Here is a 23,872-nt window from a genome sequence, read left to right as displayed (position 1 = left end):
TATACAATCGCTAGAATTTGTCAAAATTTCGTAATTTATCGAAAATTGGTATTTTAGTGCAAAATAAAAACACATAATTTTAAGTGGCTTGGCTCTTTTCTGGAGGTCGCGTTGACACAGTCTGCCTTACTCGTACTCGAAGATGGATCAGTATTCTCTGGCACCGCAATTGGTGCTACCGGTATCTCTGTTGGTGAAGTGGTATTTAATACTTCAATGACAGGTTATCAAGAGATCCTTACAGATCCTTCATATTCACGCCAAATAGTAACATTAACCTATCCTCACATCGGTAACACAGGTACTAATGATGAAGACACAGAATCGGATTCGGTTCATGCATGTGGCTTAATTATTCGTGACTTACCGCTTATGGCGAGTAATTTCCGCAACCAACAATCATTAAGCGATTATTTAAAAGCGAATAATGTGGTTGGTATTGCTGATATTGATACCCGCAAACTAACTCGAATTTTGCGTGAAAAAGGCGCCCAAGCCGGTTGTATTATGGTCGGCGACCTAGATGAAGCGAAAGCTCTGGCAGCTGCGAAAGCGTTCCCAGGTCTAAAAGGCATGGATTTAGCCAAAGAAGTGACCACCGATAAAGCTTATACATGGCGTAACGGTAGCTGGAAATTAGTCGGTGGTTTACCGTCTGAAACACCAGCAGCGGAACTCAAATATAAAATTGTCGCGTACGATTACGGTGTAAAACGTAATATTTTACGTATGTTGGTTGACCGTGGTTGTGATGTGACGGTAGTGCCTGCTCAAACATCTGCTGCAGATGTCCTTGCCATGAACCCTGATGGGGTCTTCCTATCAAATGGTCCTGGCGACCCTGAGCCATGTGATTATGCTATTACTGCTATCCAGCAAATATTAACAACTGATATTCCAGTGTTTGGTATTTGTTTAGGCCACCAGTTACTTGCATTAGCCTCTGGTGCGAAAACCTTAAAAATGAAGTTTGGTCACCATGGTGCAAACCATCCAGTGAGCAATGTTGAAAATGGTCGCGTGATGATCACCAGTCAAAACCACGGTTTTGCTGCTGATGAAACCACATTGCCAGCAAACATCAAGGTGACGCATAAGTCGTTATTTGATGGTTCGTTACAAGGTATTCACCTAACGGATAAGCCAGCATTTAGCTTCCAGGGACACCCTGAAGCGAGTCCTGGGCCAACCGATGCCGCACCGCTGTTCGATCATTTCATCGAGCTAATTGAACAATACCGTCAGCACGCCAAGTAGTTATCTGGGAGAAGACAGAAGCAATGCCAAAACGTACAGATATAAAAAGTATTCTTATCCTAGGTGCCGGTCCAATTGTTATTGGCCAGGCGTGTGAGTTTGATTATTCAGGTGCGCAAGCTTGTAAAGCACTTCGTGAAGAAGGCTATCGCGTTATTCTGGTTAACTCTAATCCAGCAACGATTATGACCGACCCTGAAATGGCCGATGCAACCTATATCGAGCCTATTCATTGGGAAGTGGTACGCAACATCATCGCCAAAGAACGTCCAGATGCAATTCTACCGACGATGGGTGGACAAACTGCACTGAACTGCGCGCTTCAGCTTGAAGCACAAGGCGTACTAAAAGAGTTTAATGTTGAAATGATTGGTGCGACAGCGGATGCGATTGATAAAGCTGAAGACCGTAGTCGTTTCGACAAAGCGATGAAATCCATTGGTTTAGACTGCCCGCGTGCGGGTATTGCTCATAACATGGATGAAGCGTATGGCGTATTAGATATGGTGGGCTTTCCCTGTATCATTCGTCCGTCTTTCACCATGGGTGGCAGCGGCGGTGGTATTGCCTACAACAAAGAAGAGTTTGAAGAGATTTGTTCTCAAGGCTTGGACTTGTCGCCAACTAACGAATTATTGATCGATGAATCATTAATTGGTTGGAAAGAATATGAAATGGAAGTGGTTCGTGATCGCAACGATAACTGTATTATCGTGTGTACTATCGAAAACTTCGATGCGATGGGTGTTCACACCGGTGACTCAATTACCGTTGCACCGGCACAAACGCTAACCGATAAAGAATATCAATTAATGCGTAACGCTTCTTTAGCGGTACTGCGTGAAATTGGTGTTGAAACCGGTGGCTCAAACGTACAATTTGGTATTTGTCCTAATACTGGCCGTATGGTTATTATTGAGATGAACCCACGTGTATCACGTTCATCTGCTTTAGCCTCTAAAGCAACCGGTTTCCCGATAGCTAAAATTGCTGCTAAGTTAGCGGTTGGTTTTACGCTTGATGAGCTTAGCAACGACATTACTGGCGGTAAAACACCAGCGTCGTTCGAGCCTGCAATCGATTACGTTGTGACTAAAATCCCCCGTTTTAACTTTGAAAAGTTTGCCGGTGCAAATGACCGTCTAACAACCCAAATGAAATCTGTGGGTGAAGTAATGGCCATTGGCCGTACTTTCCAAGAGTCATTACAAAAAGCGTTACGTGGCCTTGAAGTGGGTCGTAACGGTTTTGATTCTCTGGTTGATTTACAATCACCAGAAGCGATGCAACGTATCCGTCATGAATTAAAAGAGCCAGGTTGTGACCGTATTTGGTATATAGCCGATGCATTCCGTGCTGGTTTAAGTCGTGATGATATCTTCACTCTGACTAACGTTGATCACTGGTTCCTCGTTCAAATCGAAGATTTGGTTACCCAAGAAGCGAAAGTCGCTGAGCTTGGTATGTCAGGTTTAGAGCAAAACTACTTACGTCAATTAAAGCGTAAAGGTTTCTCTGATTTACGTTTAGCTGATGTGTTAGGTGTGAGTGAAGGCGAAATTCGTAAACTACGTCATCGCCATGAAATTCATCCGGTATACAAGCGTGTAGATACATGTGCTGCTGAATTCTCAACTGACACGGCTTACATGTACTCAACGTACGAAGAAGAATGTGAATCTAACCCATCGAACCGTGACAAAATCATGATTTTGGGTGGTGGCCCTAACCGAATTGGCCAGGGTATTGAGTTCGATTATTGCTGTGTCCATGCTGCATTAGCATTACGTGAAGACGGTTATGAAACCATCATGGTTAACTGTAACCCTGAAACGGTATCAACCGACTACGATACATCTGACCGCTTATACTTTGAACCTGTAACGCTAGAAGACGTACTCGAGATTGTGCGTATCGAAAAGCCAAAAGGTGTAATCGTCCAATACGGTGGCCAAACTCCGCTTAAACTCGCGCGCGAATTAGAAGCCGCAGGCGTACCGATTATTGGTACCAGCCCTGATGCGATTGACCGTGCAGAAGACCGCGAACGTTTCCAACAAGCCATTCAACGTTTGAACATGAAGCAGCCAGAAAATGCGACAGTGACAACAGTTGAAAGTGCTGTGATAGAAGCGGAAAAAATAGGTTATCCGTTGGTTGTACGTCCGTCTTATGTGTTGGGTGGACGTGCGATGGAAATCGTATACGACAAGCAAGATTTACTACGCTACTTCAATGAAGCGGTTAAAGTATCTAATGCATCACCAGTATTACTTGATCACTTCTTAGATGATGCGATTGAAGTGGATATCGATGCAGTGTGTGACGGTGAAACTGTGGTGGTTGGCGCCATTATGGAGCATATTGAACAAGCAGGAGTTCACTCTGGTGACTCAGGTTGTTCATTACCACCTTACACCTTGAGTGCTGATATTCAGGCCAGAATGCGTGACCAAGTGTCTAAACTGGCTTTTGAATTAGGCGTGATCGGTTTAATGAACGTGCAGTTTGCGGTAAAAGATAACGAAATCTATATGATTGAAGTTAACCCGCGTGCCGCTCGTACAGTACCATTTGTGTCTAAAGCGACAGGCGTGCCGTTAGCTAAAATTGCAGCTCGAGTGATGGCTGGCCAAAGCTTAATTTCGCAAAACTTTACTAAAGAAGTGATTCCACCATATTTCTCGGTAAAAGAAGTGGTATTACCGTTTAATAAGTTCCCAGGTGTTGACCCGCTATTAGGCCCAGAAATGCGCTCAACCGGTGAAGTCATGGGCGTGGGTGATACTTTTGCTGAAGCTTATGCCAAAGCACAGCTTGGTGCTACATCTGAAGTGCCTAAATCGGGCCGTGCGTTATTATCTGTGCGTAACAGTGATAAAAAACGCGTTGCCGATTTAGCTTCTAAGCTGATTGAGCTAGGTTATGAAATTGATGCCACTCATGGTACCGCGATTATTTTAGGTGAAGCAGGGATTAATCCTCGCTTAGTTAACAAAGTGCATGAAGGTCGTCCACACATTCTTGATCGTATTAAAAATGGTGAATATACCTACATTGTTAACACCACTGAAGGTCGTCAAGCAATTGAAGACTCACGTCAGATCCGTCGTGGAGCATTGCGCTATAAAGTGAATTACACTACGACATTAAATGCTGCCTTTGCGACGTGTTTAGCGCATTCTGCAGATGATCGTATCAAGGTGACGTCTTTACAAGAGTTACACAAACGCATCAAAAGCTAATTTTATGGTGCGTTAACGATTAAGGTCGCCTTTTGGCGACCTTTTTTATGACATTTTGATGATGGATGACTAGCAAGTCTGTAAAAGCTTAGGTAAGCTGTCTGCCATCATCGAAAAGATGCATCCTAGATACGCACGCTAAGTCGATTGCGTACTTCCAACTGAATTTTTACTGTGTTGACTTATCGTCAGCACGGGATGCTTTTGTTTTTAAAGGAGACAAAGACATTATGAGTAAGGTCCCAATGACTGTAGTTGGCGCTGATCAATTACGTAAAGAACTTGAATTGTTAAAGTTCGATCGCCGTCCAAAAATTACTGAAGCAATTGCTTCAGCACGCGAATTAGGCGATTTAAAAGAAAATGCTGAATATCATGCAGCCCGTGAAGATCAAGGCATTTGTGAAGCACGTATTCGTGACATCGAAGGCAAGTTATCTAACGCTCAAATTATTGACGTCACAAAGTTAGAAAATACTGGCCGAGTCATTTTTGGTACAACAGTAACTATTTTGAACATAGATACTGATGCTGAAGTGACGTATCGCATAGTCGGTGATGACGAGGCGGATATTAAGCAAAATTTAATTTCTGTTAATTCACCTATTGCACGTGGATTAATTGGTAAAAGTGAAGGCGATGAAGTATCGATTACCACTCCAGGTGGATTGACTGATTATGAAATCATAACGGTTAAATATCTTTAAGTATTGTGAATAATCGAGTGTGCCTTTTTCTTAACCATTTGTTTTAGTTATTGTATTAAACTAACTGCTTAAGCATTTATCATACTTTTATGCACAACCCAATACCGATATAATGGCCACTAGCCAGACATCGCACTAAATAGAATACTGTTTAGTGCTTTTTTATATCCATCGTAGAGTTAATGCATGTGCTAGATATGATAGAACATGTAAAAAAATTCATTTGCAGATTAAAGGTGCAATAGATATTATCGTTTAAGTTTACATTGTTGTTACATTTTACCGTATGAGCAATAATATTCTTTGAACAATCTGTTAGAAAATCGTTTAAAAACTAATTTGTTAGATTACTTTATTAGGCAGTGTTGTTAGATGATTTTATTAGATAGTGTTTTTGACATGTTAATTTTAGAATTTTGAATTTTAGAAATTGTGTAGCTTGATTAAATAAGGTCATTATGACGTTTCCATGGGCTCGTATACTACTAATGCTGGTAATTGTGGGGTTGTGTTCAATCTTCCTCCTCAATAGCCGTGTGTTAGTTTTAGCATCGATGCCATTTGCTTCGTCTACTTCTTATTCTTGTTCATATAATGTGGATTCGCTGACAGATGATCGAATTTGTGAACAACCAATAAGTTCAGCCCCTGTTGATATCACCTTGGCGTCAGTTAAATCAATAGACAGTTCAATCGACAATTTAGCCAATAATTTAGAAAATAATTTAGAAAATAATTCAGCAGATAGCACAATTGATACTCTCGTTAACAGTCCAGTAGATTCAAATCAACTAACTGCGTTAACCAATACGCTTATTGATGTTAATAGCACATTATTGGGCTACGTTGGCGAACCTTCATCAACAAACCCAGTCTCTGAAAAATCTGTCTCTGAACGTTCTGTTTCTGAGAATTCTAGTTCAAACGATATTCATTTTGTTCCTACCTATTCAGCGCGTTACCTCAGTATTGTTCAATATCAATCGGATGAATCAAAACCTAATTATCTATTGGCCTATGAATTTGTTTCTCCGCCAGTACCAAGTTTAACCATAGGCTATCAAATTAACTTTAGTCCGCAATTGGACTGGGTATTATCAACGGCTTCAGCCCCTTCAAGACTTTCCGCTTGGAAAGAGTCTAATCTACTTTTCGTTCACGCTCACACCTGTTAACTACATTATATTGATTAAAAATGTCATTAGCCTTGCTAATGAGTTTTGCTGTGGGTAGATGAATTGGGTCAATACCTATCATCACTCACGTACATTTTTATCGAGGTTTTACCCCGATGTAGTGAGATCAAGTGTTATGAAATCAAAATCGAATACCAAACCGTTAAATCAATATGCTCAGTGGAAATACTGGCTATTAATTAGCACACTCATCATCTTATTTATGAGTGCTTTGCCATCTTGGTATGGTGAAGACCCTGCCGTACAACTTGCCGTTAAACCGACCCAATCATTAACAGTGGAACAAATCCACCATGTGTTACAACAAGCGGGCATAAACAGTAAGCGTATCGAGCAGCAACAAGATAATTTACTTGTGGTGTTAGATGATCCCGATATGCAAACCCAAGCTAAAAAGACCTTAGCACAACAGTTTGAACACCAAGCTCAAGTGACGTTAGCGTTAGCTCCAGCAGCGCCGGATTGGTTATTAAATTTAGGCGTTAAACCGATTAAACTTGGTTTAGATTTACGCGGTGGAGTGCAGTTTCTACTGGATGTGGATCTTGATTTAGTGTTTCAAAACCAAGCAGTATTAGTGAGTGATGCTGTAAAGCAATTTGTCAGAGAGCAGCATATCAGCGGTGTAATGGTGCGTTTTGGCACTGGAGCGGAACTGACGGTTAACAGCGCCAGTGATGATGCTCGTGGTCAAATAAGACAATTTATTGCTCAGCAGTACCCTCAATGGCAAGTCACAGGCCATCAACAAACTTTGAGTATCAATCTTTCCCAAAGTGAACAGCTCAAATTAACCAATTTAACGGTACAGCAAAACTTGCAAATTATGCGCAGCCGTATTGAAGAACTTGGTATTACCGAAGCGCTAGTTCAACGTCAAGGAGAGAACCGGATTAGGATTGAGTTACCAGGAGTGCAAGATCCTGCCACCGCTAAAAATGTTATCGGTGCAACCGCTAGTTTGGCATTTTATCCAGTGGTGCAAGCTGACTCTCTTTATGCTGTTGTGATGAATGATGAGCATAATGAGCCAGTCTATGTGTCAAAAAAACCAGTACTCGGTGGTGATCACATTATTGATGCTCGAGCCACTACTGGCGATTTTGGTATGGCGAAAGTAAACATCAGTCTTGACGCTGCAGGTGGCAAGTTAATGTCTGATTTTTCGCGAGATAATATCGGTAAACCTATGGCAACAGCTTATAGCGAATACAGCCGTGATGAACAAGGTAAAGCCAAACAAACCACTAAAATTATCAGTGTTGCAACCATTCAGAGTCAACTCGGTAACCGCTTTGAAATCACTGGAGCAGGTAGCCATCAAGAGGCGCAGCAATTAGCTTTGTTATTAAGAGCTGGCTCTATGACTGCACCTGTAACCATAGTGGAAGAACGTACTATTGGGCCTAGTTTAGGGGCCGAGAATATTGTTAATGGTTTTGCTGCTCTAGCCTTAGGTTTATCGGCTACATTACTGTTTATGGCTTGTTGGTATCGCCGTTTAGGTTGGGTTGCAAATATAGCGTTAATCGCCAATTTGGTGATGTTATTTGGATTGTTAGCGCTCATTCCTGGAGCGGTATTGACCTTACCAGGTATTGCCGGGTTAGTGCTTACTGTCGGTATGGCAGTCGATACTAACGTACTTATTTTTGAGCGAATAAAAGAAAAGCTTGCGGAAGGTCGTAGCTTTGCCAATGCGATTGATGTGGGATTTGATAGTGCGTTTTCAACCATTTTTGATGCTAACTTCACCACGATGATCACCGCAGTGGTGTTATTTTCGATTGGTAATGGCCCTATTCAAGGCTTTGCGTTGACCTTAGGTTTGGGGTTATTAACCAGTATGTTTACCGGTATTTTTGCTTCACGCGCATTAATCAACTTAGTTTATGGTCGTGACACTCGTCGCGCTATTAAGGTGTAATTTTATGAACTCAACTCAAACAAATTATTCAACAGACAAGCTCAAATACTTAACTCAGTGGCGTTATGCATCGAGTCTGATTTCGATTGTATTAATGCTGTTATCGTTAACCGCGATAGGAATAAAAGGGTTTAATTGGGGCTTAGATTTTACCGGCGGTGTGGTCACAGAGATTCAAATGGATCATCACATCACTGCCAGTGAAATACAGCCATTAATGACTGCAGCATATCAACAAGAGGTCAGTGTTATTTCAGCCAGTGAACCAGGCCGTTGGGTATTACGATATGCCAATATACCTGATGAGAATCAACGCCCAGAACTGGCTGAAGTATTGGCGCCATTAAATACTGACATCAACGTGTTAAATAGCAGTATCGTCGGACCACAAGTGGGACAAGAGTTGGTTGAACAAGGCAGTTTAGCTTTATTAGTCGCCATGCTGTGTATTATGGGGTATCTAAGTTTTCGCTTTGAATGGCGTTTAGCGTCAGGTGCACTGTTTGCTTTGGTACATGATGTGGTGTTTGTGTTAGCTTTTTTCGCGTTAAGCCAAATGGAATTTAATTTAACTGTATTAGCCGCGATAATGGCAATTTTAGGGTATTCACTCAATGATTCAATTATTATTGCGGACAGGATCCGGGAGCAGTTAGTGGCTAAACCACAGTGGAACATAACTGACATTAACAACTTAGCAATTAAATCAACCTTTTCCAGAACTATGGTCACTTCAGGAACTACATTGATAACGGTAGTGGCTTTATGGATTTTGGGTGGGGCACCGCTTGAAGGTTTTTCTATCGCGATGTTTATTGGTATTTTAACCGGTACTTGGTCATCGATTTCAATTGGTGCTACCTTGCCTGAGTTTCTAGGCTTAAAGGCAGAGCATTATCAAGTTATCCCAATACCTGATCATCCCTGATTAACGATAATTCATCTCCAATAAAAAAGCCGCTGTATTCAGCGGCTTTTTATAAAAGGGTGCGAAATTATTTGGCTTTAGGCAAAGCAATTTTCATTTCAGCCGAATGACGGAAAATAACTAACACATGACCGATAAGTTGCACTTTCGTAGACTGGGTTTCACGTACAATGGCGTCAACGATGGCATTTTTTAGCTCTCTGTCTGCAGAGGCTACTTTCACTTTAATCAATTCATGATGTGTAAGAGCGCTATCAATTTCAGCCAGAACACCTTCAGTTAGTCCATTGCCACCAAGCAGCACCACTGGTTTTAGACTGTGCGCCAGACCTTTTAAATGCTGTTTTTGTTTGGTTGTTAAGTTCATTTGTACCAACTTTTGCTGAGTTACTGTTGAAAAACGGGTATTCTACCCTTATATAGAGCTTATGTAACTCTGAATCGTTGCGGAATTTAAATGACAACCAAAAAACGTACGGCGAGCTCAACTCGCTGGATGCAAGAACACTTTGATGATCACTATGTGAAATTAGCCCAAAAACGAGGCTTACGTTCACGAGCAGCATTCAAGTTAGAAGAGATCCAACAAAAAGATCACTTAATAAAACAGGGTATGACAGTCGTTGACTTAGGTGCTGCTCCTGGTGGTTGGTCACAAGTGGCTGTTAAACTTACTGGCGACAAAGGTAAAGTGATTGCTTGTGACATTTTACCGATGGATCCTATTGTTGGCGTTGATTTTCTTCAAGGTGATTTTAGAGAGGATAAAGTGCTGCAGGCATTGCTTGAGCGAGTAGGTCAAGATAAAGTGGATGTGGTACTATCAGATATGGCTCCGAACATGAGTGGTTCGGGTGCTGTAGATCAGCCAAGAGCTATGTATTTAGTTGAATTGGCGCTAGATATGTGTCATCAAGTGTTGACGCCTAACGGCTGTTTTGCTGTTAAAGTCTTTCAGGGGGAGGGCTTTGACGACTACATAAAAACAGTCAAACAGGCATTCAAAGTAGTAAAAACCCGTAAACCAGACTCCTCTAGAGCGCGCTCTCGAGAAGTCTATCTAGTGGCGACTGGTTACAAGTTGTAGTAGTCTAAAGTTAATAATCGCAGGACTGTTAAGAGGTCGAGTAATTTGAGTGACATGGCTAAAAATTTAATACTCTGGGTTGTCATCGCTGTTGTGCTGATGTCAGTTTTCCAGGGTTATTCCCCCTCTTCTTCGAATTCGCAGAAGATGGATTATTCCGCCTTTTTGGACAATGTTCGAAATGGTCAAGTTAACAAGGTCGAAATAAAAAGCGATCAACGAACTATTGAAGGGACTAAACGTACCGGCGAGAAGTTCACCACAATTATGCCTATATATGATCAAGATTTAATTAATGATCTTCAAACTAAAGGTATTGACTATAAAGGCCAAGAAGCTGAAGAATCTGGTTTCTTAACTCAAATCTTTATTTCATGGTTCCCAATGTTACTGCTAATTGGAGTATGGATATTCTTCATGCGTCAAATGCAAGGTGGTGGCGGTAAGGGCGCAATGTCATTTGGTAAGAGTAAAGCCAAATTGATGAGCGAAGATCAAATTAAAACCACTTTTGCAGACGTCGCTGGTTGTGATGAAGCAAAAGAAGAAGTGAAAGAACTGGTTGATTATTTGCGTGACCCAACTAAGTTCCAAAAATTAGGCGGCCGTATTCCTACGGGCGTGTTAATGGTTGGGCAACCAGGTACAGGTAAAACCTTGCTAGCGAAGGCTATTGCTGGTGAATCTAAGGTGCCATTCTTTACTATTTCAGGTTCTGATTTTGTCGAAATGTTTGTCGGTGTTGGTGCATCTCGTGTGCGTGACATGTTTGAACAAGCTAAAAAATCTTCTCCTTGTATCATCTTTATCGATGAAATTGATGCTGTAGGCCGCCAACGTGGCGCTGGTGTTGGTGGTGGTCACGATGAGCGTGAGCAAACATTAAACCAGTTACTGGTTGAGATGGATGGTTTCGAAGGTAATGAAGGCGTTATTGTCATTGCGGCAACTAACCGTCCAGACGTACTCGATTCTGCATTACTTCGTCCAGGTCGATTTGACCGCCAAGTCGTCGTCGGTTTACCAGACGTGCGTGGTCGTGAACAAATCCTTAAAGTACACATGCGTAAAGTACCTTTGTCAGACGATGTTAAAGCAAGTGTTATTGCCCGTGGTACCCCAGGATTTTCTGGTGCAGACTTAGCAAACCTTGTTAACGAAGCTGCGTTGTTTGCTGCTCGTGGTAATCGTCGTGTAGTCGGTATGGAAGAGTTCGAGCGTGCTAAAGACAAAATCATGATGGGTGCTGAGCGCCGTTCTATGGTGATGTCTGAATCGGACAAAGAGATGACGGCTTATCATGAAGCCGGACATGCTATTGTTGGTTGCTTAGTGCCAGAACATGACCCTGTACATAAAGTGACCATTATTCCGCGCGGTCGTGCATTAGGTGTGACGTTCTTCTTACCTGAAGCTGATGCTGTTAGTCAAAGCCGTCGCAAATTAGAATCACAGATTTCAGTTGCTTACGGTGGACGTTTAGCCGAAGAGCTTATTTACGGAAGCGAACAAGTCTCTACCGGCGCTTCGCAAGACATTAAATACGCGACATCAATTGCACGTAACATGGTTACGCAATGGGGTTTCTCTGACAAGTTGGGTCCTTTACTCTATGCAGAAGAAGAAAACGAAGTTTTCTTAGGTCGCAGTATGGGTAAATCAAAGGCTATGTCAGGTGATACAGCGTCATTAATTGATTCAGAAATCAAAATGTTTATCGATAAAAACTATCAACGTGCACAAACCATGTTGACAGAAAATATGGATATCTTACATGCGATGAAAGACGCACTGATGAAGTACGAAACGATTGATTCGTTGCAAATTGACGATTTAATGCATCGCCGTGAAGTGCGTATGCCAGCTGAATGGCAAAAAGATGAATCATCTGACGATAAAGATAATGGCAATACCACGCCTAAATCTGAAATTGAAACGCCAGTGGATGACGCTAAAACCGACGCTAAAGTCGATAATAAAGCCGATACTAATGATGCGGATGAATCACCAGCTAAATAAATAATTTAGTGAATAAAGAAAACCCCGCAAGGGGTTTTCTTGTTTTTAATCTACTGTAGGAAAATACCATTGTTTCAATTAACTCATGCCAATAAAACGCTCGACTTGTCAGCCCCTGTAGTAATGGGAATTGTAAACGTGACACCAGATTCGTTTTCTGATGGTGGCGAATACATCGATTTCGAACAAGCTTGTCGACATGTTGATTATATGGTTGAACAAGGTGCATTAATTATAGACGTCGGCGGTGAGTCTACTCGCCCTGGAGCAGCAGAGGTTTCTGTTGAGCAAGAGCTCGCACGGGTTATTCCTATTATTGAATATACTGCAAAAACACACGACGTATGGATTTCGATAGACACTAGCAAACCTGAAGTGATGGAACTGGCGGTAAATGCCGGTGCTAATTTGATTAATGATGTGCGCGCATTACAAATGCCTGGGGCTTTAGCAATGGCTGCGACGTTAGATGTGCCAATTTGCTTGATGCACATGCAGGGCGAGCCAAAAACAATGCAAGATAAACCTGAGTATCAGGATGTGATTGATGAGGTTGCCGCTTTTTTTGAATTGCGTATAGCTTACTGCGAAGCAGCCGGAATTGAGCGCGAACGCTTAATTCTTGATCCAGGTTTTGGCTTTGGCAAAACTTTAGCGCATAATTACCGCCTGTTAGCTGCGTTGCCAAAATTGCATGAGTTTCACTTACCTTTACTGGTGGGCTTATCACGTAAGAGCATGATGGGTGACCTGTTAGCGCGTGATACCGATCAACGTCTTGCGGGTAGTCTCGCAGGGGCATTGATTGCTGCTCAGCAAGGTGCGCATATTATACGTGTCCATGATGTACCCGAAACTGTCGATGTACTTAAAGTGATGTCAGAAACAATGGCCTACTTGTAGTGGCAGCGGCACAATAACGTTATAAGTACAGTGAAATCACTTAAGTAGGGATCTGTGAAACAAAGAAAATTTTTTGGAACCGATGGTATTCGCGGCAGAGTCGGGGCGGGTAAAATGACCCCTGAACTGGCATTGAAGCTCGGTTGGGCTGCTGGACGAGTATTGTCTCGAAATGGCACTCAAAAAGTGATTATTGGTAAGGATACCCGTATTTCAGGTTACCTATTTGAATCGGCGTTAGAAGCTGGATTATCAGCTGCTGGATTAAACGTGTTATTACTTGGCCCAATGCCGACCCCAGCAGTGGCTTATTTAACTCGTACTTTTCGTGCAGAAGCTGGTGTGGTAATTAGTGCTTCGCATAATCCTTACTATGACAACGGTATCAAGTTCTTCTCTACCGATGGCAGTAAGCTTGATGATGCAATTGAATTAGAAATTGAGGCTGAACTTGAAAAGCCGTTAGTGTGTGTTGAGTCGCACTTATTAGGTAAAGCTCGTCGAATTGAAGATGCTGCAGGGCGTTACATCGAATATTGCAAAGGGAACTTTCCTGCCGACCAAACTCTTGAGGGCTTAAAAATTGTCGTCGATTGTGCTCATGGTGCAACGTATCATATTGCCCCTAATGTATTCCGTGAATTGGGTGCTGACGTGATTGCTATTGGCGATAAACCCGATGGACTCAATATCAATGATAAAGTTGGCGCAACATCAATGGCTAAGATTTGTGAGACTGTATTGGCTGAAAAAGCTGATTTAGGGATTGCATTAGATGGTGACGGTGATCGTATTATGATGGTTAATCGTCATGGTGAAGTAGTCGATGGTGATCAGATCCTGTATATTTTAGCGGTAGATGCTCAAAAACGTGGTATTTTAAAAGGTGGAGTGGTCGGCACCTTAATGTCTAATTTAGGTTTAGATTTAGCGTTGCAAGCACTTGATATTCCTTTTGTTCGCTCTAAAGTCGGTGACAGATATGTCATGGAAATGCTGAGGGAGAATGAATGGCGTATAGGTGGTGAAAACTCTGGTCATATTCTCAACCTAGATCATGGTACTACCGGTGATGGTATTGTTGCAGGTATTTTAGTGTTAGCAGCGATGCGCCGTCAAAATGCGTCGCTTGAACAATTAACAGAGCCGATGAAGATGTTGCCTCAAGTATTGGTTAATGTCCGCTTTGAAGGGGACTCTAATCCGTTAGATACCGATGCGGTGAAATCTGCGCAAGCTGAGGTTGAGTTGCAATTAGGTGCTCGCGGACGGGTTTTATTACGAAAGTCGGGTACCGAACCGTTAATCAGAGTGATGGTTGAAGGTGATGATCATCCGCAAGTGCTTGCACATGCAAATCGTATTGCTGACGCGGTAAAGGCAGCATGTTAATCATTTGAATATTCAGATATGTTGTTGCTCGCTTAAAAAGTAGACGCTTCGACACTTTATGTGAAATATTCCCCTTTTAGCTCTTGTAACTTGATAAGTGGTTCGCTATTATTCACGCCGCTTTCAGAGGAGACAGTGAATGGCACTCAGACGTCCTATGGTCGCTGGCAACTGGAAAATGAATGGTAATTCAGCACTAGCAGAAGAACTATTTAAGAAGTTTGCTACAAAGCTCCAAAATGATTCCGCTGAAGTGGTTTTATGCCCGCCTTCAATTTATCTTGAAAGTGTTAGGCAGCTGCTTGAAGCCAATAAGCAAACCTTAGATGGTGCGCTTGTTAGAATGGGTGCACAAAATCTTAGTCAACATGATTTTGGTGCATATACCGGCGAAATATCCGGGCAGATGCTAAAAGATTCTGGATGTCGATATGTTATTATCGGCCATTCCGAACGTCGCCGTATGTACGGAGAGACGAGTAATATCGTGGCAGAGAAGTTTGCCGCAGCACAAAAATATGGTCTGACACCGATTTTATGCGTAGGTGAATCAGGGCCAGCTCGTGAAGCAAGACGTACCTTTGAGGTGATTGCGGAAGAGCTTGATATAGTAATTGAAAAAAACGGTACCATGGCTTTTGATAACGCAATTATCGCCTACGAACCTTTATGGGCTGTAGGGACAGGTAAAAGCGCAACACCAGAACAGGCACAAGAAGTACATGCGTTTATTCGCAGTCGCCTCTCTGAAGTATCTCCCTTTATTGGTGAGAATATCAGAATTCTATACGGTGGTAGCGTCACCCCAAGCAATGCGGCAGATATATTTGCCCAGCCTGATGTTGATGGTGGTCTGATTGGCGGTGCAAGTTTGAACTCAAGTGAGTTTTTAAGTTTATGTACCATAGCAATGAGCGCGTAATTATATGTACGAAGTTCTGATAGTTGTATACTTGGTGGTAGCTTTAGGTCTTATTGGCTTAATTTTAATTCAACAAGGAAAGGGTGCCGATATGGGCGCATCTTTCGGAGCCGGTGCCTCAGGCACTTTATTTGGCTCAAGTGGTTCAGGTAATTTCCTGACTCGCAGTACTGCAGTATTAGCCATTGGCTTTTTTGCATTAAGTTTAGTGATTGGTAATTTAAGTGCTAATCACACTGAGCAAAATGATCAGTGGAAAGATTTAGGTCCAGCAGCAGAGCAAATCATTGATGATGCGCCTGTTCAGACCGAACAGTCAGAAACGAAAATTCCTGACTAGTATACCAGGTGTCGCCGAGGTGGTGGAATTGGTAGACGCGCAGCCTTGAGGTGGCTGTGTCTTAACGGACGTGCGGGTTCAAGTCCCGCTCTCGGCACCAGATTTAAACTAACAAATCATGGATTGAGTTTGATTAGTTATTGCAAGATATAGTGTAAATCAATATACTTGCATCAGTTGACGCGGGGTGGAGCAGTTGGTAGCTCGTCGGGCTCATAACCCGAAGGTCGTCGGTTCAAATCCGGCCCCCGCAACCAGCTCCTTGTGATTTAATTTCGTAAGAGAATAAATCACAATTTACAGGTTTTATAATAAAATAACCTCGTGATTACGGGGTTTTTTGTTATATGAACTTTTAAATATCCGTGTTAGATGCGGGTTGCAATGGGGCTATTAGCCCTTTTTTTGTTTTTTTGGGGGTCATTTTTGGCAACAATAGAATCCAAGCTAGTTGAAATGTTAACAGTACCTGTTGAAGCTCTAGGCTTTAAACTATGGGGCATTGAGTATATTCAAGCTGGTCGTCACTCAATTCTTCGTGTGTTTATTGATCACGAGAATGGCATCAATATTGAAGATTGTGCAGAAGCCAGTCGTCAAGTTAGCGCAGTTATGGATGTTGAAGACCCTATTTCTACAGAATACACATTAGAAGTATCTTCACCTGGCGTAGATAGACCGTTATTTACCGCCGAGCAATATAGAGCTTATATCGGTGAAGAAACAAAAGTACAATTGACTATGCCTGTTGCCGGTAGTCGTAATTTAAAAGGCGTCATCAGTAGTGTTGATGGGCAAATGCTCACTATCACCGTTGATGGTAAAGACTTGATTGTTGCTTTGGATAATATCCGTAAAGGCAACGTTATAGCTAAGTTTTGATAGTTTCAGGTGAAGAACGAGGCAAGACCAAATGAATAAAGAGATCCTGCTAGTCGCAGAAGCGGTTTCCAATGAGAAAGGCCTTCCGCGCGAGAAAATTTTCGAAGCGCTAGAAATTGCACTGGCTACCGCAACAAAGAAAAAATATGAAGGCGATATCGAAGTTCGCGTTGCTATTGATCGTAAAACAGGCCATTACGACACTTTCCGTCGTTGGATGGTAGTTGACGATAAAGGCGAAGCTCTGGAAAATCCATACAGCGAAATTACGTTTGAAGCCGCTCGTTATGAAGAACCAGAGATTCAAGTGGGTGAGTTTATTGAAGATCAGATCGACTCAGTTGCATTTGACCGTATCACCACACAAACCGCGAAACAAGTTATCGTACAAAAAGTACGTGAAGCTGAACGTGCACAAATTGTTGAACAATTTATTGAGCGTGAAGGTGAGATTGTTACTGGTGTTGTTAAGAAAAGCACCCGTGAAAGCGTAGTTGTTGATTTAGGTAACAATGCTGATGGCGTGTTATTTAAAGAAGATTTAATCAGCCGTGAATCTTTCCGTCCTGGTGACCGTGTGCGTGCATTATTGTACTCAGTACGTCCAGAGGCACGTGGTGCGCAGTTATTTTTAACCCGCAGTAAATCTGAAATGTTAATTGAACTGTTTCGGGTTGAAGTACCAGAAATTTACGACGAATTAATCGAAGTAATGGGTGCCGCTCGTGATCCAGGCGCTCGTGCTAAAATCGCTGTGAAATCAAATGATCGTCGCATTGACCCTATTGGTGCTTGTGTTGGTATGCGTGGCGCACGTGTACAAGCCGTATCAAACGAATTAGGTGGCGAGCGAGTCGATATCGTGTTGTGGGATGATAATCCTGCACAATATGTGATCAATGCCATGGCGCCAGCTGATGTTGCATCTATCATTGTGGATGAAGACAACCACTCGATGGATATTGCTGTAGAAGCTGACAGTTTGGCACAGGCTATTGGTCGTAATGGCCAAAACGTACGTTTAGCCACTCAACTTACTGGTTGGGAACTAAACGTAATGACAGTTGAAGACATGAACAAAAAACACCAAGCCGAAAGTGCAAAAGTGATTGATTTGTTTGTAGCTTATCTGGATGTAGATAAAGATTTTGCAGCCGTATTGGCTGATGAGGGATTCACTTCGCTAGAAGAGATTGCTTATGTCCCAGAATCTGAACTATTAGCAGTAGAAGGTTTCGACGAAGGAATCGTTGAAGCATTACGTGAACGTGCAAAGGCGGCAATCTCTACAAGAGCATTAGCGTCGGAAGAAGCGTTAGATGGTGCAGAGCCAAGTGATGATTTACTAGCATTGGAAGGATTAGAAAGACATTTAGCTTATGTTCTTGCGAGCAAAGGCGTAGTGACTTTAGAAGACTTGGCCGAGCAAGGTATTGACGATTTAATTGATATTGAAGAATTAACAGAAGAAAAAGCAGGCGAGCTCATCATGGCTGCCCGCAATATCTGTTGGTTTGGCGAAGAAGCATAAGTCGATCAACAGGGGGATCTAATTGATGGCAGATACAAGCGTAGAAAAATTAGCAGCGGAAGTGGGAAAATCGGTTGATCGATTAATCGAGCAATTCTCACAAGCTGGTATGAACAAAAAACAACTCGATACTGTTTCAGAAAAAGAGAAGCAACAACTTCTTGATTATCTAAAAAAACAGCATGGTGCAGATTCAGTTCCGACTAAAATGACATTGCAACGTAAAACGGTGTCTACGTTAAGTGTTGCAAGCACTGGCGGTCAGTCGAAAGACGTGAAGGTAGAAGTACGTAAAAAACGTACTTTTGTTAAGCGCGATGATGCAGAATTAGCAAAACAAGCTGAATTAGAAACTCAAGCAAAAGCCAAAGCAGAAGCTGAAGCCCAAGCAAAAGTGGAAGCTGAAGCAAAAGCAACTGCAGAAGCGAAAGCTAATGCAGAAGCGAAGAAAAAAGCGGAAGCAGAAGCCAAATTGAAATCAGAAAAAGTAAAGTCTGAACCTAAAGTAACTAAAGTTGCTGACCCAGAAACTGCAGCAGCAAAAGTTGAAGCAGATCGTTTAAAAGCGACTCAAGAAGCAGTGCTTACTCAAAAGCAAAAAGATGAAGCCGCTAAAGCAGCTGAAACTGCACGCCTCCTTGCTGAAGTAAACTCAAAGCGTTGGGCTGAAGAAGAACGCCAACGTTTAGATGCTGAAAAGAATGGCGATCACCACATCACAACCTCTAAAGTTGCTCGTGCAGCAGAAGACAGTTCAGATGCTGATGATGAAAAACGTGGTCGTCGTGCGCGCAACAAAAACGCCAACAAAAAACGTGGCGGAAAAGATGCTCGTGACGGTCGTGAAAAACACATGCGTAACCGCAGTACAGCACCTGAATCTATGGCACACGGTTTTAATAAACCTGCTGCAGCTGTTAGTCGTGATGTGCGTATCGGTGAAACCGTAACCGTATCAGAATTAGCGCATTTAATGGCAATTAAAGCCACTGTTATCATCAAGCAAATGATGAAAATGGGCACTATGGTAACGATTAACCAAGTACTTGACCAAGAAACAGCCCAAATGGTTGCTGAAGAATTAGGTCATAAAGTGGTGCTTATTCGTGAAAACGAACTTGAGCATCAAGTACTGAAAGATCGCGATGACAATATCCAACTAGAGTCTCGTGCTCCAGTTGTGACTATCATGGGTCACGTTGACCATGGTAAAACGTCATTACTTGATTATATCCGTCGTGCGAAAGTTGCTGCTGGCGAAGCCGGTGGTATTACTCAGCATATTGGTGCATACCACGTTGAAACTGAAAACGGCATGATCACTTTCCTTGATACTCCTGGTCACGCGGCGTTTACGTCAATGCGTGCTCGTGGTGCTAAGGCGACTGATATTGTTATTTTGGTTGTTGCTGCCGATGATGGCGTAATGCCACAAACGATTGAAGCGATTCAACATGCTAAAGCGGGTAACGTACCGTTAATCGTAGCTGTTAACAAAATGGATAAGCCAGATGCTGATCCAGAGCGCGTTAAGAGCGAACTGTCTCAACATGGCATCATGTCAGATGATTGGGGCGGAGATAACATGTTCGTTCACGTTTCAGCCAAAACGGGTATGGGCGTTGACGAATTGTTAGAAGGTATCTTACTTCAATCTGAAGTATTAGAACTTAAAGCAATACGTGATGGTATGGCAGCGGGTGTTGTTATCGAATCAAAACTTGATAAAGGTCGTGGCCCAGTAGCTACTGTCTTGGTTCAAGAAGGTACGTTACGCCAAGGTGATATCGTTTTATGTGGTTTAGAGTACGGTAAAATCCGTGCGATGAAAGACGAAAACGGTCACGCTATTACCGAAGCTGGTCCATCTATTCCAGTAGAGATTTTAGGTCTTTCTGGTGTGCCTTTAGCTGGTGATGAAGCGACAGTTGTACGTGATGAACGTAAAGCTCGTGAAGTTGCATTGTATCGCCAAGGTAAATTCCGTGACATTAAGTTAGCGCGTCAGCAGAAGTCTAAGCTAGAAAACATGTTTGCGAACATGGAAGAAGGCGAAGTACAAGAGCTGAATATCGTACTTAAAGCTGATGTTCAAGGTTCTCTTGAAGCGATTTGTGAATCTTTAGCTAAACTGTCTACAGATGAAGTTAAAGTGAATATTATTGCTCGTGGTGTAGGTGCATTAACCGAAACCGACGCAACATTAGCAGCAGCTTCAAATGCGATTCTTGTTGGTTTCAACGTCCGTGCTGATGCACAGGCTCGTAAGACCATTGATTCAGAAAGTGTTGATTTACGTTATTACAGCATCATCTACAATCTAATTGATGAAGTTCGTGCTGCAATGACAGGTATGTTAGCGCCTGAATTTAGACAAGAAATTATCGGCCTTGCAGAAGTTCGTGATGTGTTTAAGTCACCTAAAATCGGCGCTATCGCTGGTTGTATGGTTACCGAAGGTATTGTTAAACGTAGCGCACCAATTCGTGTACTACGTGATAACGTGGTTATCTTCGAAGGTGAACTTGAGTCATTACGCCGCTTTAAAGACGATGCACAAGAAGTCCGTAATGGCATGGAATGTGGTATCGGTGTGAAGAATTACAATGACGTCCGAGTGGGCGATCAAATTGAAGTCTTCGAAATAGTCGAAATTGCTCGCAGCTTATAAGTACCAATGGAAGGGCGGCTTTAGCCGCCCTTTTTGATTGTAGACCTAACGATATGGCATATCATCATGGCAAAAGAATTTAGTCGTACCCGCCGTATTGCACAACAACTCCAGCAAGAACTGGCAATGGTGTTGCAACGCGATATGAAAGATCCTCGCATTGGTTTTGTCACAGTAAATGACGTCGACGTCTCTCGTGATTTAAGTTATGCAAAAGTTTATGTGACTTTTTTTGAAGAAGACACTGAACTTGTTCAACAAAAAATTGATGCGCTGACTGTAGCCGCGCCTTATGTACGTACTTTAGTTGCTGGACGTATGAAATTACGTGTTATGCCTGAATTACGTTTTATTTATGATAGTTCGCTAGTAGAAGGCATGCGTATGTCTAACCTAGTCACACAAGTCATAAATAAAGATAAAGCCAAACAGCAGCAATTTACGCCTGACGCACCTGATAACAGCGAGTCTGTTGATGGTGAAAAGGAGCAAGATTAATGGCTCGTCGCCCTAAAGGTCGCTTCATCGACGGAATCGTATTACTCGATAAAGATACTGGCATGAGCTCTAATTTTGCCCTGCAAAGAGTGAAGCGTTTTTTTAATGCCAATAAAGCTGGCCATACAGGTGCTTTAGACCCGTTAGCAACAGGTATGTTGCCTATTTGCCTCGGAGAAGCGACTAAGTTCTCTCAGCATCTATTAGATTCGGATAAGCGCTACCTGGTGACCGCTAAATTGGGTCAACGTACTGATACGAGTGACTCTGATGGGGAAGTCGTGCAAACGCGCCCTGTGAATGTGACTCAAGCATTACTAGATGAAAAGCTCGCGTTTTTTCGAGGAACCACTCAACAAATACCATCAATGTATTCGGCATTAAAATACCAAGGTCAACCTTTGTATAAATATGCCCGTGAGGGGATTGAAGTTCCACGTGAGTCACGGCCAATTACCGTATTTGAGCTAAATTTTATTAAGCTTGAAGGTGATGAACTAACCCTAGACATTCATTGTTCTAAAGGGACTTACATACGTACCATTATTGATGATTTAGGTGAAATGCTTGGATGTGGAGCACATGTTATTATGTTGCGTCGTACTCAAGTTGCCGAATATCCTTATGAAAAAATGGTTACCTTAGCGCAATTAGAAGCACTACTTGAACAAGCTCATAGACAAGATGTTGCTCCTCAGACCCTAATGGATCCGTTATTGTTACCAATGGACACTGCAGTGGCTAAATTCGCTGAAATTAACTTGCCTGAGGCGATGTTATATTACGTCATGCAAGGACAAGCAATTCAAGCTGCGGGACTTAAGCCTGATGAGTTAGTTCGTATCACTATTGGCGATGAACGTCGATTTGTTGGTATGGGTATCATGAATGATGATGGTTTATTAGCGCCAAAACGTTTGATTGTAATCCACGATAATGATACTGCTGAGTAGTCGAGTCGGTTTCGTCGTTGGCTTTTTCAGATAAATAATCGAATTTTATTGCGGTTAACTAACAATCTGGTTAGAATATCGCGCTCACTCTGGCTGAGTTAGTGATCGGCTAGAGATACATTTACTTTTTTTGGAGATACACATGTCACTAAGTGCTGAAACAAAAGCAAAAATTTTGGCTGATTTTGGTCGCTGCGAAAACGATACTGGTTCAACTGAAGTTCAAGTAGCTTTGTTAACTGCTCAAATTAATCACCTTCAAGGTCACTTTAAAGAGCACATCCATGATCACCACTCTCGTCGTGGTTTATTACGTATGGTTAGTGCACGCCGTAAGCTTTCAGCTTACTTAAAGCGTACTGACGTAGCTCGTTATACTGCTATGATCCAGAAGTTAGGTTTACGTCGTTAATTCGACATCTGCTTACTTTTGTAAGTAGTTTAACCGTAAAGAGGGAGGCCATAAGCCTCCTTTTTTTATTGCCTAAAATAATGAACTCGCCTCAAAATATTGCCAATTTCGTACCTACCAGTTGTCTTGGCGTTATCTCCCCAATATATGGGAGTATCATCTTGGTAGTCTTTTATATCTTCAGGCTATTCTAATGGCTAAATATCCCAATGTAAGTTGTTGTACGATGTTTTGCTGGACGAGAACCGCTGTTTTTGTTCTTGCATTGTTTATACTCGCTTAATCCCACCCTGCTAGCTAATTTCATCGATATTTATCGTTTAATTGACTATGACTAATTTACGGTTCGATCTTTCATAGTCATCATGATTTCTGAATATTTTATTTCATTATTTCAGAAGATCTTGATTCAGAAACTATATGGCCATTTGATTAAAGATATAAGCTATTTATTTGTCTAAGCATTTACGTTTCAGCATAATCTTCAGGTTATTATTCATCTGCAACATCTTTTAACATCATACCCAACACAGTAAATTGAATACTTAATTTGTTCCATAAACATAGGTGTGAGCACTCTTATATGATTTAACATTGAATGTAGACTAGAGATTGCAGGATTAAAGGCGTTAGGGCTCGCAGGAGTCGTTATCTAGTACAATCACACCAACAATTATGCAGTAGCCAAGAAAGTGCTAATCACTTGCTCAGGGACTTAATAGTCAATGCATGGGCTTTGACAACTTAATATCCTGCCATCGGCAACTTCTAGTGAGTGAGTAAATAAAACAACAATTTGAACCCTACATTTGTCTCAAACCATTACGGCAATGTACTAAGTTTGATGACCATTTCAATAGAGTGCTGCTAGGATTGTTTAGAGAATAGAGAATAGAGAATGCTTACAATTTTGCCGAAACAATTAAGCTCTTTAGATGAGGTAATATAACCTGCGGAAGGTTAAGACAGCCACCTTTAGATAATACCGCTTTATTGTGACGA

At 42.1% G+C, this 23,872-nt stretch carries 19 protein-coding genes and 2 tRNA genes; 20 read left to right on the top strand and 1 reads right to left on the bottom strand.

What is annotated here, in order from left to right; translation table 11 throughout:
* Positions 1-99 precede the first annotated feature (99 nt).
* The 6 genes from carA to secF all read left to right on the top strand — a co-directional run bounded on the left by carA (position 100) and on the right by secF (position 9,260).
* Positions 100-1,257: a glutamine-hydrolyzing carbamoyl-phosphate synthase small subunit gene (gene carA / locus CXF88_RS04720; protein WP_101085765.1), complete on the top strand. Its 1,158-nt coding sequence runs from the start codon at positions 100-102 to the stop codon at positions 1,255-1,257.
* Positions 1,258-1,280: 23 nt separating this feature from the next.
* Entirely contained in the window at positions 1,281-4,502 is a 3,222-nt protein-coding gene (gene carB, locus CXF88_RS04715; protein ID WP_059746481.1) for a carbamoyl-phosphate synthase large subunit, read from the top strand.
* A gap of 230 nt (positions 4,503-4,732) precedes the next feature.
* Positions 4,733-5,209, top strand: coding sequence for a transcription elongation factor GreA (gene greA, locus CXF88_RS04710; RefSeq protein ID WP_101085763.1), 477 nt, complete (start codon positions 4,733-4,735; stop codon positions 5,207-5,209).
* 458 nt (positions 5,210-5,667) lie between these two features.
* Positions 5,668-6,384 carry a hypothetical protein gene (locus tag CXF88_RS04705; protein WP_101085761.1) on the top strand — a complete coding sequence of 239 codons (717 nt, stop codon included), beginning with the start codon at positions 5,668-5,670 and terminating at the stop codon, positions 6,382-6,384.
* A gap of 136 nt (positions 6,385-6,520) precedes the next feature.
* Positions 6,521-8,332, top strand: coding sequence for a protein translocase subunit SecD (gene secD / locus CXF88_RS04700; RefSeq protein WP_101085759.1), 1,812 nt, complete (start codon positions 6,521-6,523; stop codon positions 8,330-8,332).
* Between the two features lie 4 nt (positions 8,333-8,336).
* Complete coding sequence (secF, locus tag CXF88_RS04695; RefSeq protein WP_101085756.1) at positions 8,337-9,260, top strand: protein translocase subunit SecF; 924 nt, start codon at positions 8,337-8,339, stop codon at positions 9,258-9,260.
* Between the two features lie 67 nt (positions 9,261-9,327).
* On the opposite strand, the gene yhbY is transcribed toward secF, so the two are convergent.
* A complete protein-coding gene (yhbY, locus tag CXF88_RS04690) occupies positions 9,328-9,627 on the bottom strand; it encodes a ribosome assembly RNA-binding protein YhbY (RefSeq protein WP_011636455.1) in 300 nt (99 codons plus the stop codon).
* A 90-nt stretch (positions 9,628-9,717) separates the two neighbouring features.
* Here yhbY and rlmE point away from each other — a divergent pair, with 90 nt between their 5' ends.
* From rlmE to rpsO, 14 genes are all read left to right on the top strand, one after another.
* Positions 9,718-10,347, top strand: coding sequence for a 23S rRNA (uridine(2552)-2'-O)-methyltransferase RlmE (gene rlmE, locus CXF88_RS04685; protein ID WP_101085754.1), 630 nt, complete (start codon positions 9,718-9,720; stop codon positions 10,345-10,347).
* Positions 10,348-10,392: 45 nt separating this feature from the next.
* Positions 10,393-12,366, top strand: a complete 1,974-nt coding sequence (gene ftsH / locus CXF88_RS04680) for an ATP-dependent zinc metalloprotease FtsH (RefSeq protein WP_101085752.1) — start codon at positions 10,393-10,395, stop codon at positions 12,364-12,366.
* 69 nt (positions 12,367-12,435) lie between these two features.
* Positions 12,436-13,269, top strand: coding sequence for a dihydropteroate synthase (gene folP, locus CXF88_RS04675; RefSeq protein WP_101085750.1), 834 nt, complete (start codon positions 12,436-12,438; stop codon positions 13,267-13,269).
* Between the two features lie 54 nt (positions 13,270-13,323).
* Positions 13,324-14,661: a phosphoglucosamine mutase gene (gene glmM / locus CXF88_RS04670; RefSeq protein WP_101085747.1), complete on the top strand. Its 1,338-nt coding sequence runs from the start codon at positions 13,324-13,326 to the stop codon at positions 14,659-14,661.
* A gap of 139 nt (positions 14,662-14,800) precedes the next feature.
* Positions 14,801-15,583 (top strand): triose-phosphate isomerase, encoded by a 783-nt coding sequence (tpiA, locus tag CXF88_RS04665; RefSeq protein WP_011636460.1) that lies wholly within the window; start codon positions 14,801-14,803, stop codon positions 15,581-15,583.
* 4 nt (positions 15,584-15,587) lie between these two features.
* Positions 15,588-15,923 (top strand): preprotein translocase subunit SecG, encoded by a 336-nt coding sequence (gene secG / locus CXF88_RS04660; protein WP_059746473.1) that lies wholly within the window; start codon positions 15,588-15,590, stop codon positions 15,921-15,923.
* Between the two features lie 13 nt (positions 15,924-15,936).
* A tRNA-Leu gene (locus CXF88_RS04655) sits at positions 15,937-16,023 on the top strand.
* An 81-nt stretch (positions 16,024-16,104) separates the two neighbouring features.
* A tRNA-Met gene (locus CXF88_RS04650) sits at positions 16,105-16,180 on the top strand.
* Between the two features lie 169 nt (positions 16,181-16,349).
* Positions 16,350-16,805 (top strand): ribosome maturation factor RimP, encoded by a 456-nt coding sequence (gene rimP, locus CXF88_RS04645; protein ID WP_041413431.1) that lies wholly within the window; start codon positions 16,350-16,352, stop codon positions 16,803-16,805.
* Between the two features lie 31 nt (positions 16,806-16,836).
* Positions 16,837-18,336, top strand: coding sequence for a transcription termination factor NusA (gene nusA / locus CXF88_RS04640; RefSeq protein ID WP_101085745.1), 1,500 nt, complete (start codon positions 16,837-16,839; stop codon positions 18,334-18,336).
* 25 nt (positions 18,337-18,361) lie between these two features.
* Positions 18,362-21,007, top strand: coding sequence for a translation initiation factor IF-2 (infB, locus tag CXF88_RS04635; RefSeq protein WP_101085743.1), 2,646 nt, complete (start codon positions 18,362-18,364; stop codon positions 21,005-21,007).
* Between the two features lie 66 nt (positions 21,008-21,073).
* Positions 21,074-21,505: a 30S ribosome-binding factor RbfA gene (gene rbfA / locus CXF88_RS04630; protein WP_101085742.1), complete on the top strand. Its 432-nt coding sequence runs from the start codon at positions 21,074-21,076 to the stop codon at positions 21,503-21,505.
* Positions 21,505-22,458 carry a tRNA pseudouridine(55) synthase TruB gene (gene truB / locus CXF88_RS04625; protein WP_101085740.1) on the top strand — a complete coding sequence of 318 codons (954 nt, stop codon included), beginning with the start codon at positions 21,505-21,507 and terminating at the stop codon, positions 22,456-22,458. The genes rbfA and truB overlap by 1 nt, the downstream gene beginning before the upstream one ends.
* Positions 22,459-22,600: 142 nt before the next feature.
* Positions 22,601-22,870: a 30S ribosomal protein S15 gene (gene rpsO, locus CXF88_RS04620; RefSeq protein WP_011636467.1), complete on the top strand. Its 270-nt coding sequence runs from the start codon at positions 22,601-22,603 to the stop codon at positions 22,868-22,870.
* The last annotated feature ends 1,002 nt before the right edge of the window (positions 22,871-23,872 follow it).

Source organism: Shewanella sp. ALD9 (assembly GCF_002836315.1).
Lineage (GTDB): Bacteria > Pseudomonadota > Gammaproteobacteria > Enterobacterales > Shewanellaceae > Shewanella.
The sequence above is the reverse complement of the archived record's forward strand: the minus strand, read 5'-3'. Positions and strand labels throughout refer to the sequence as shown.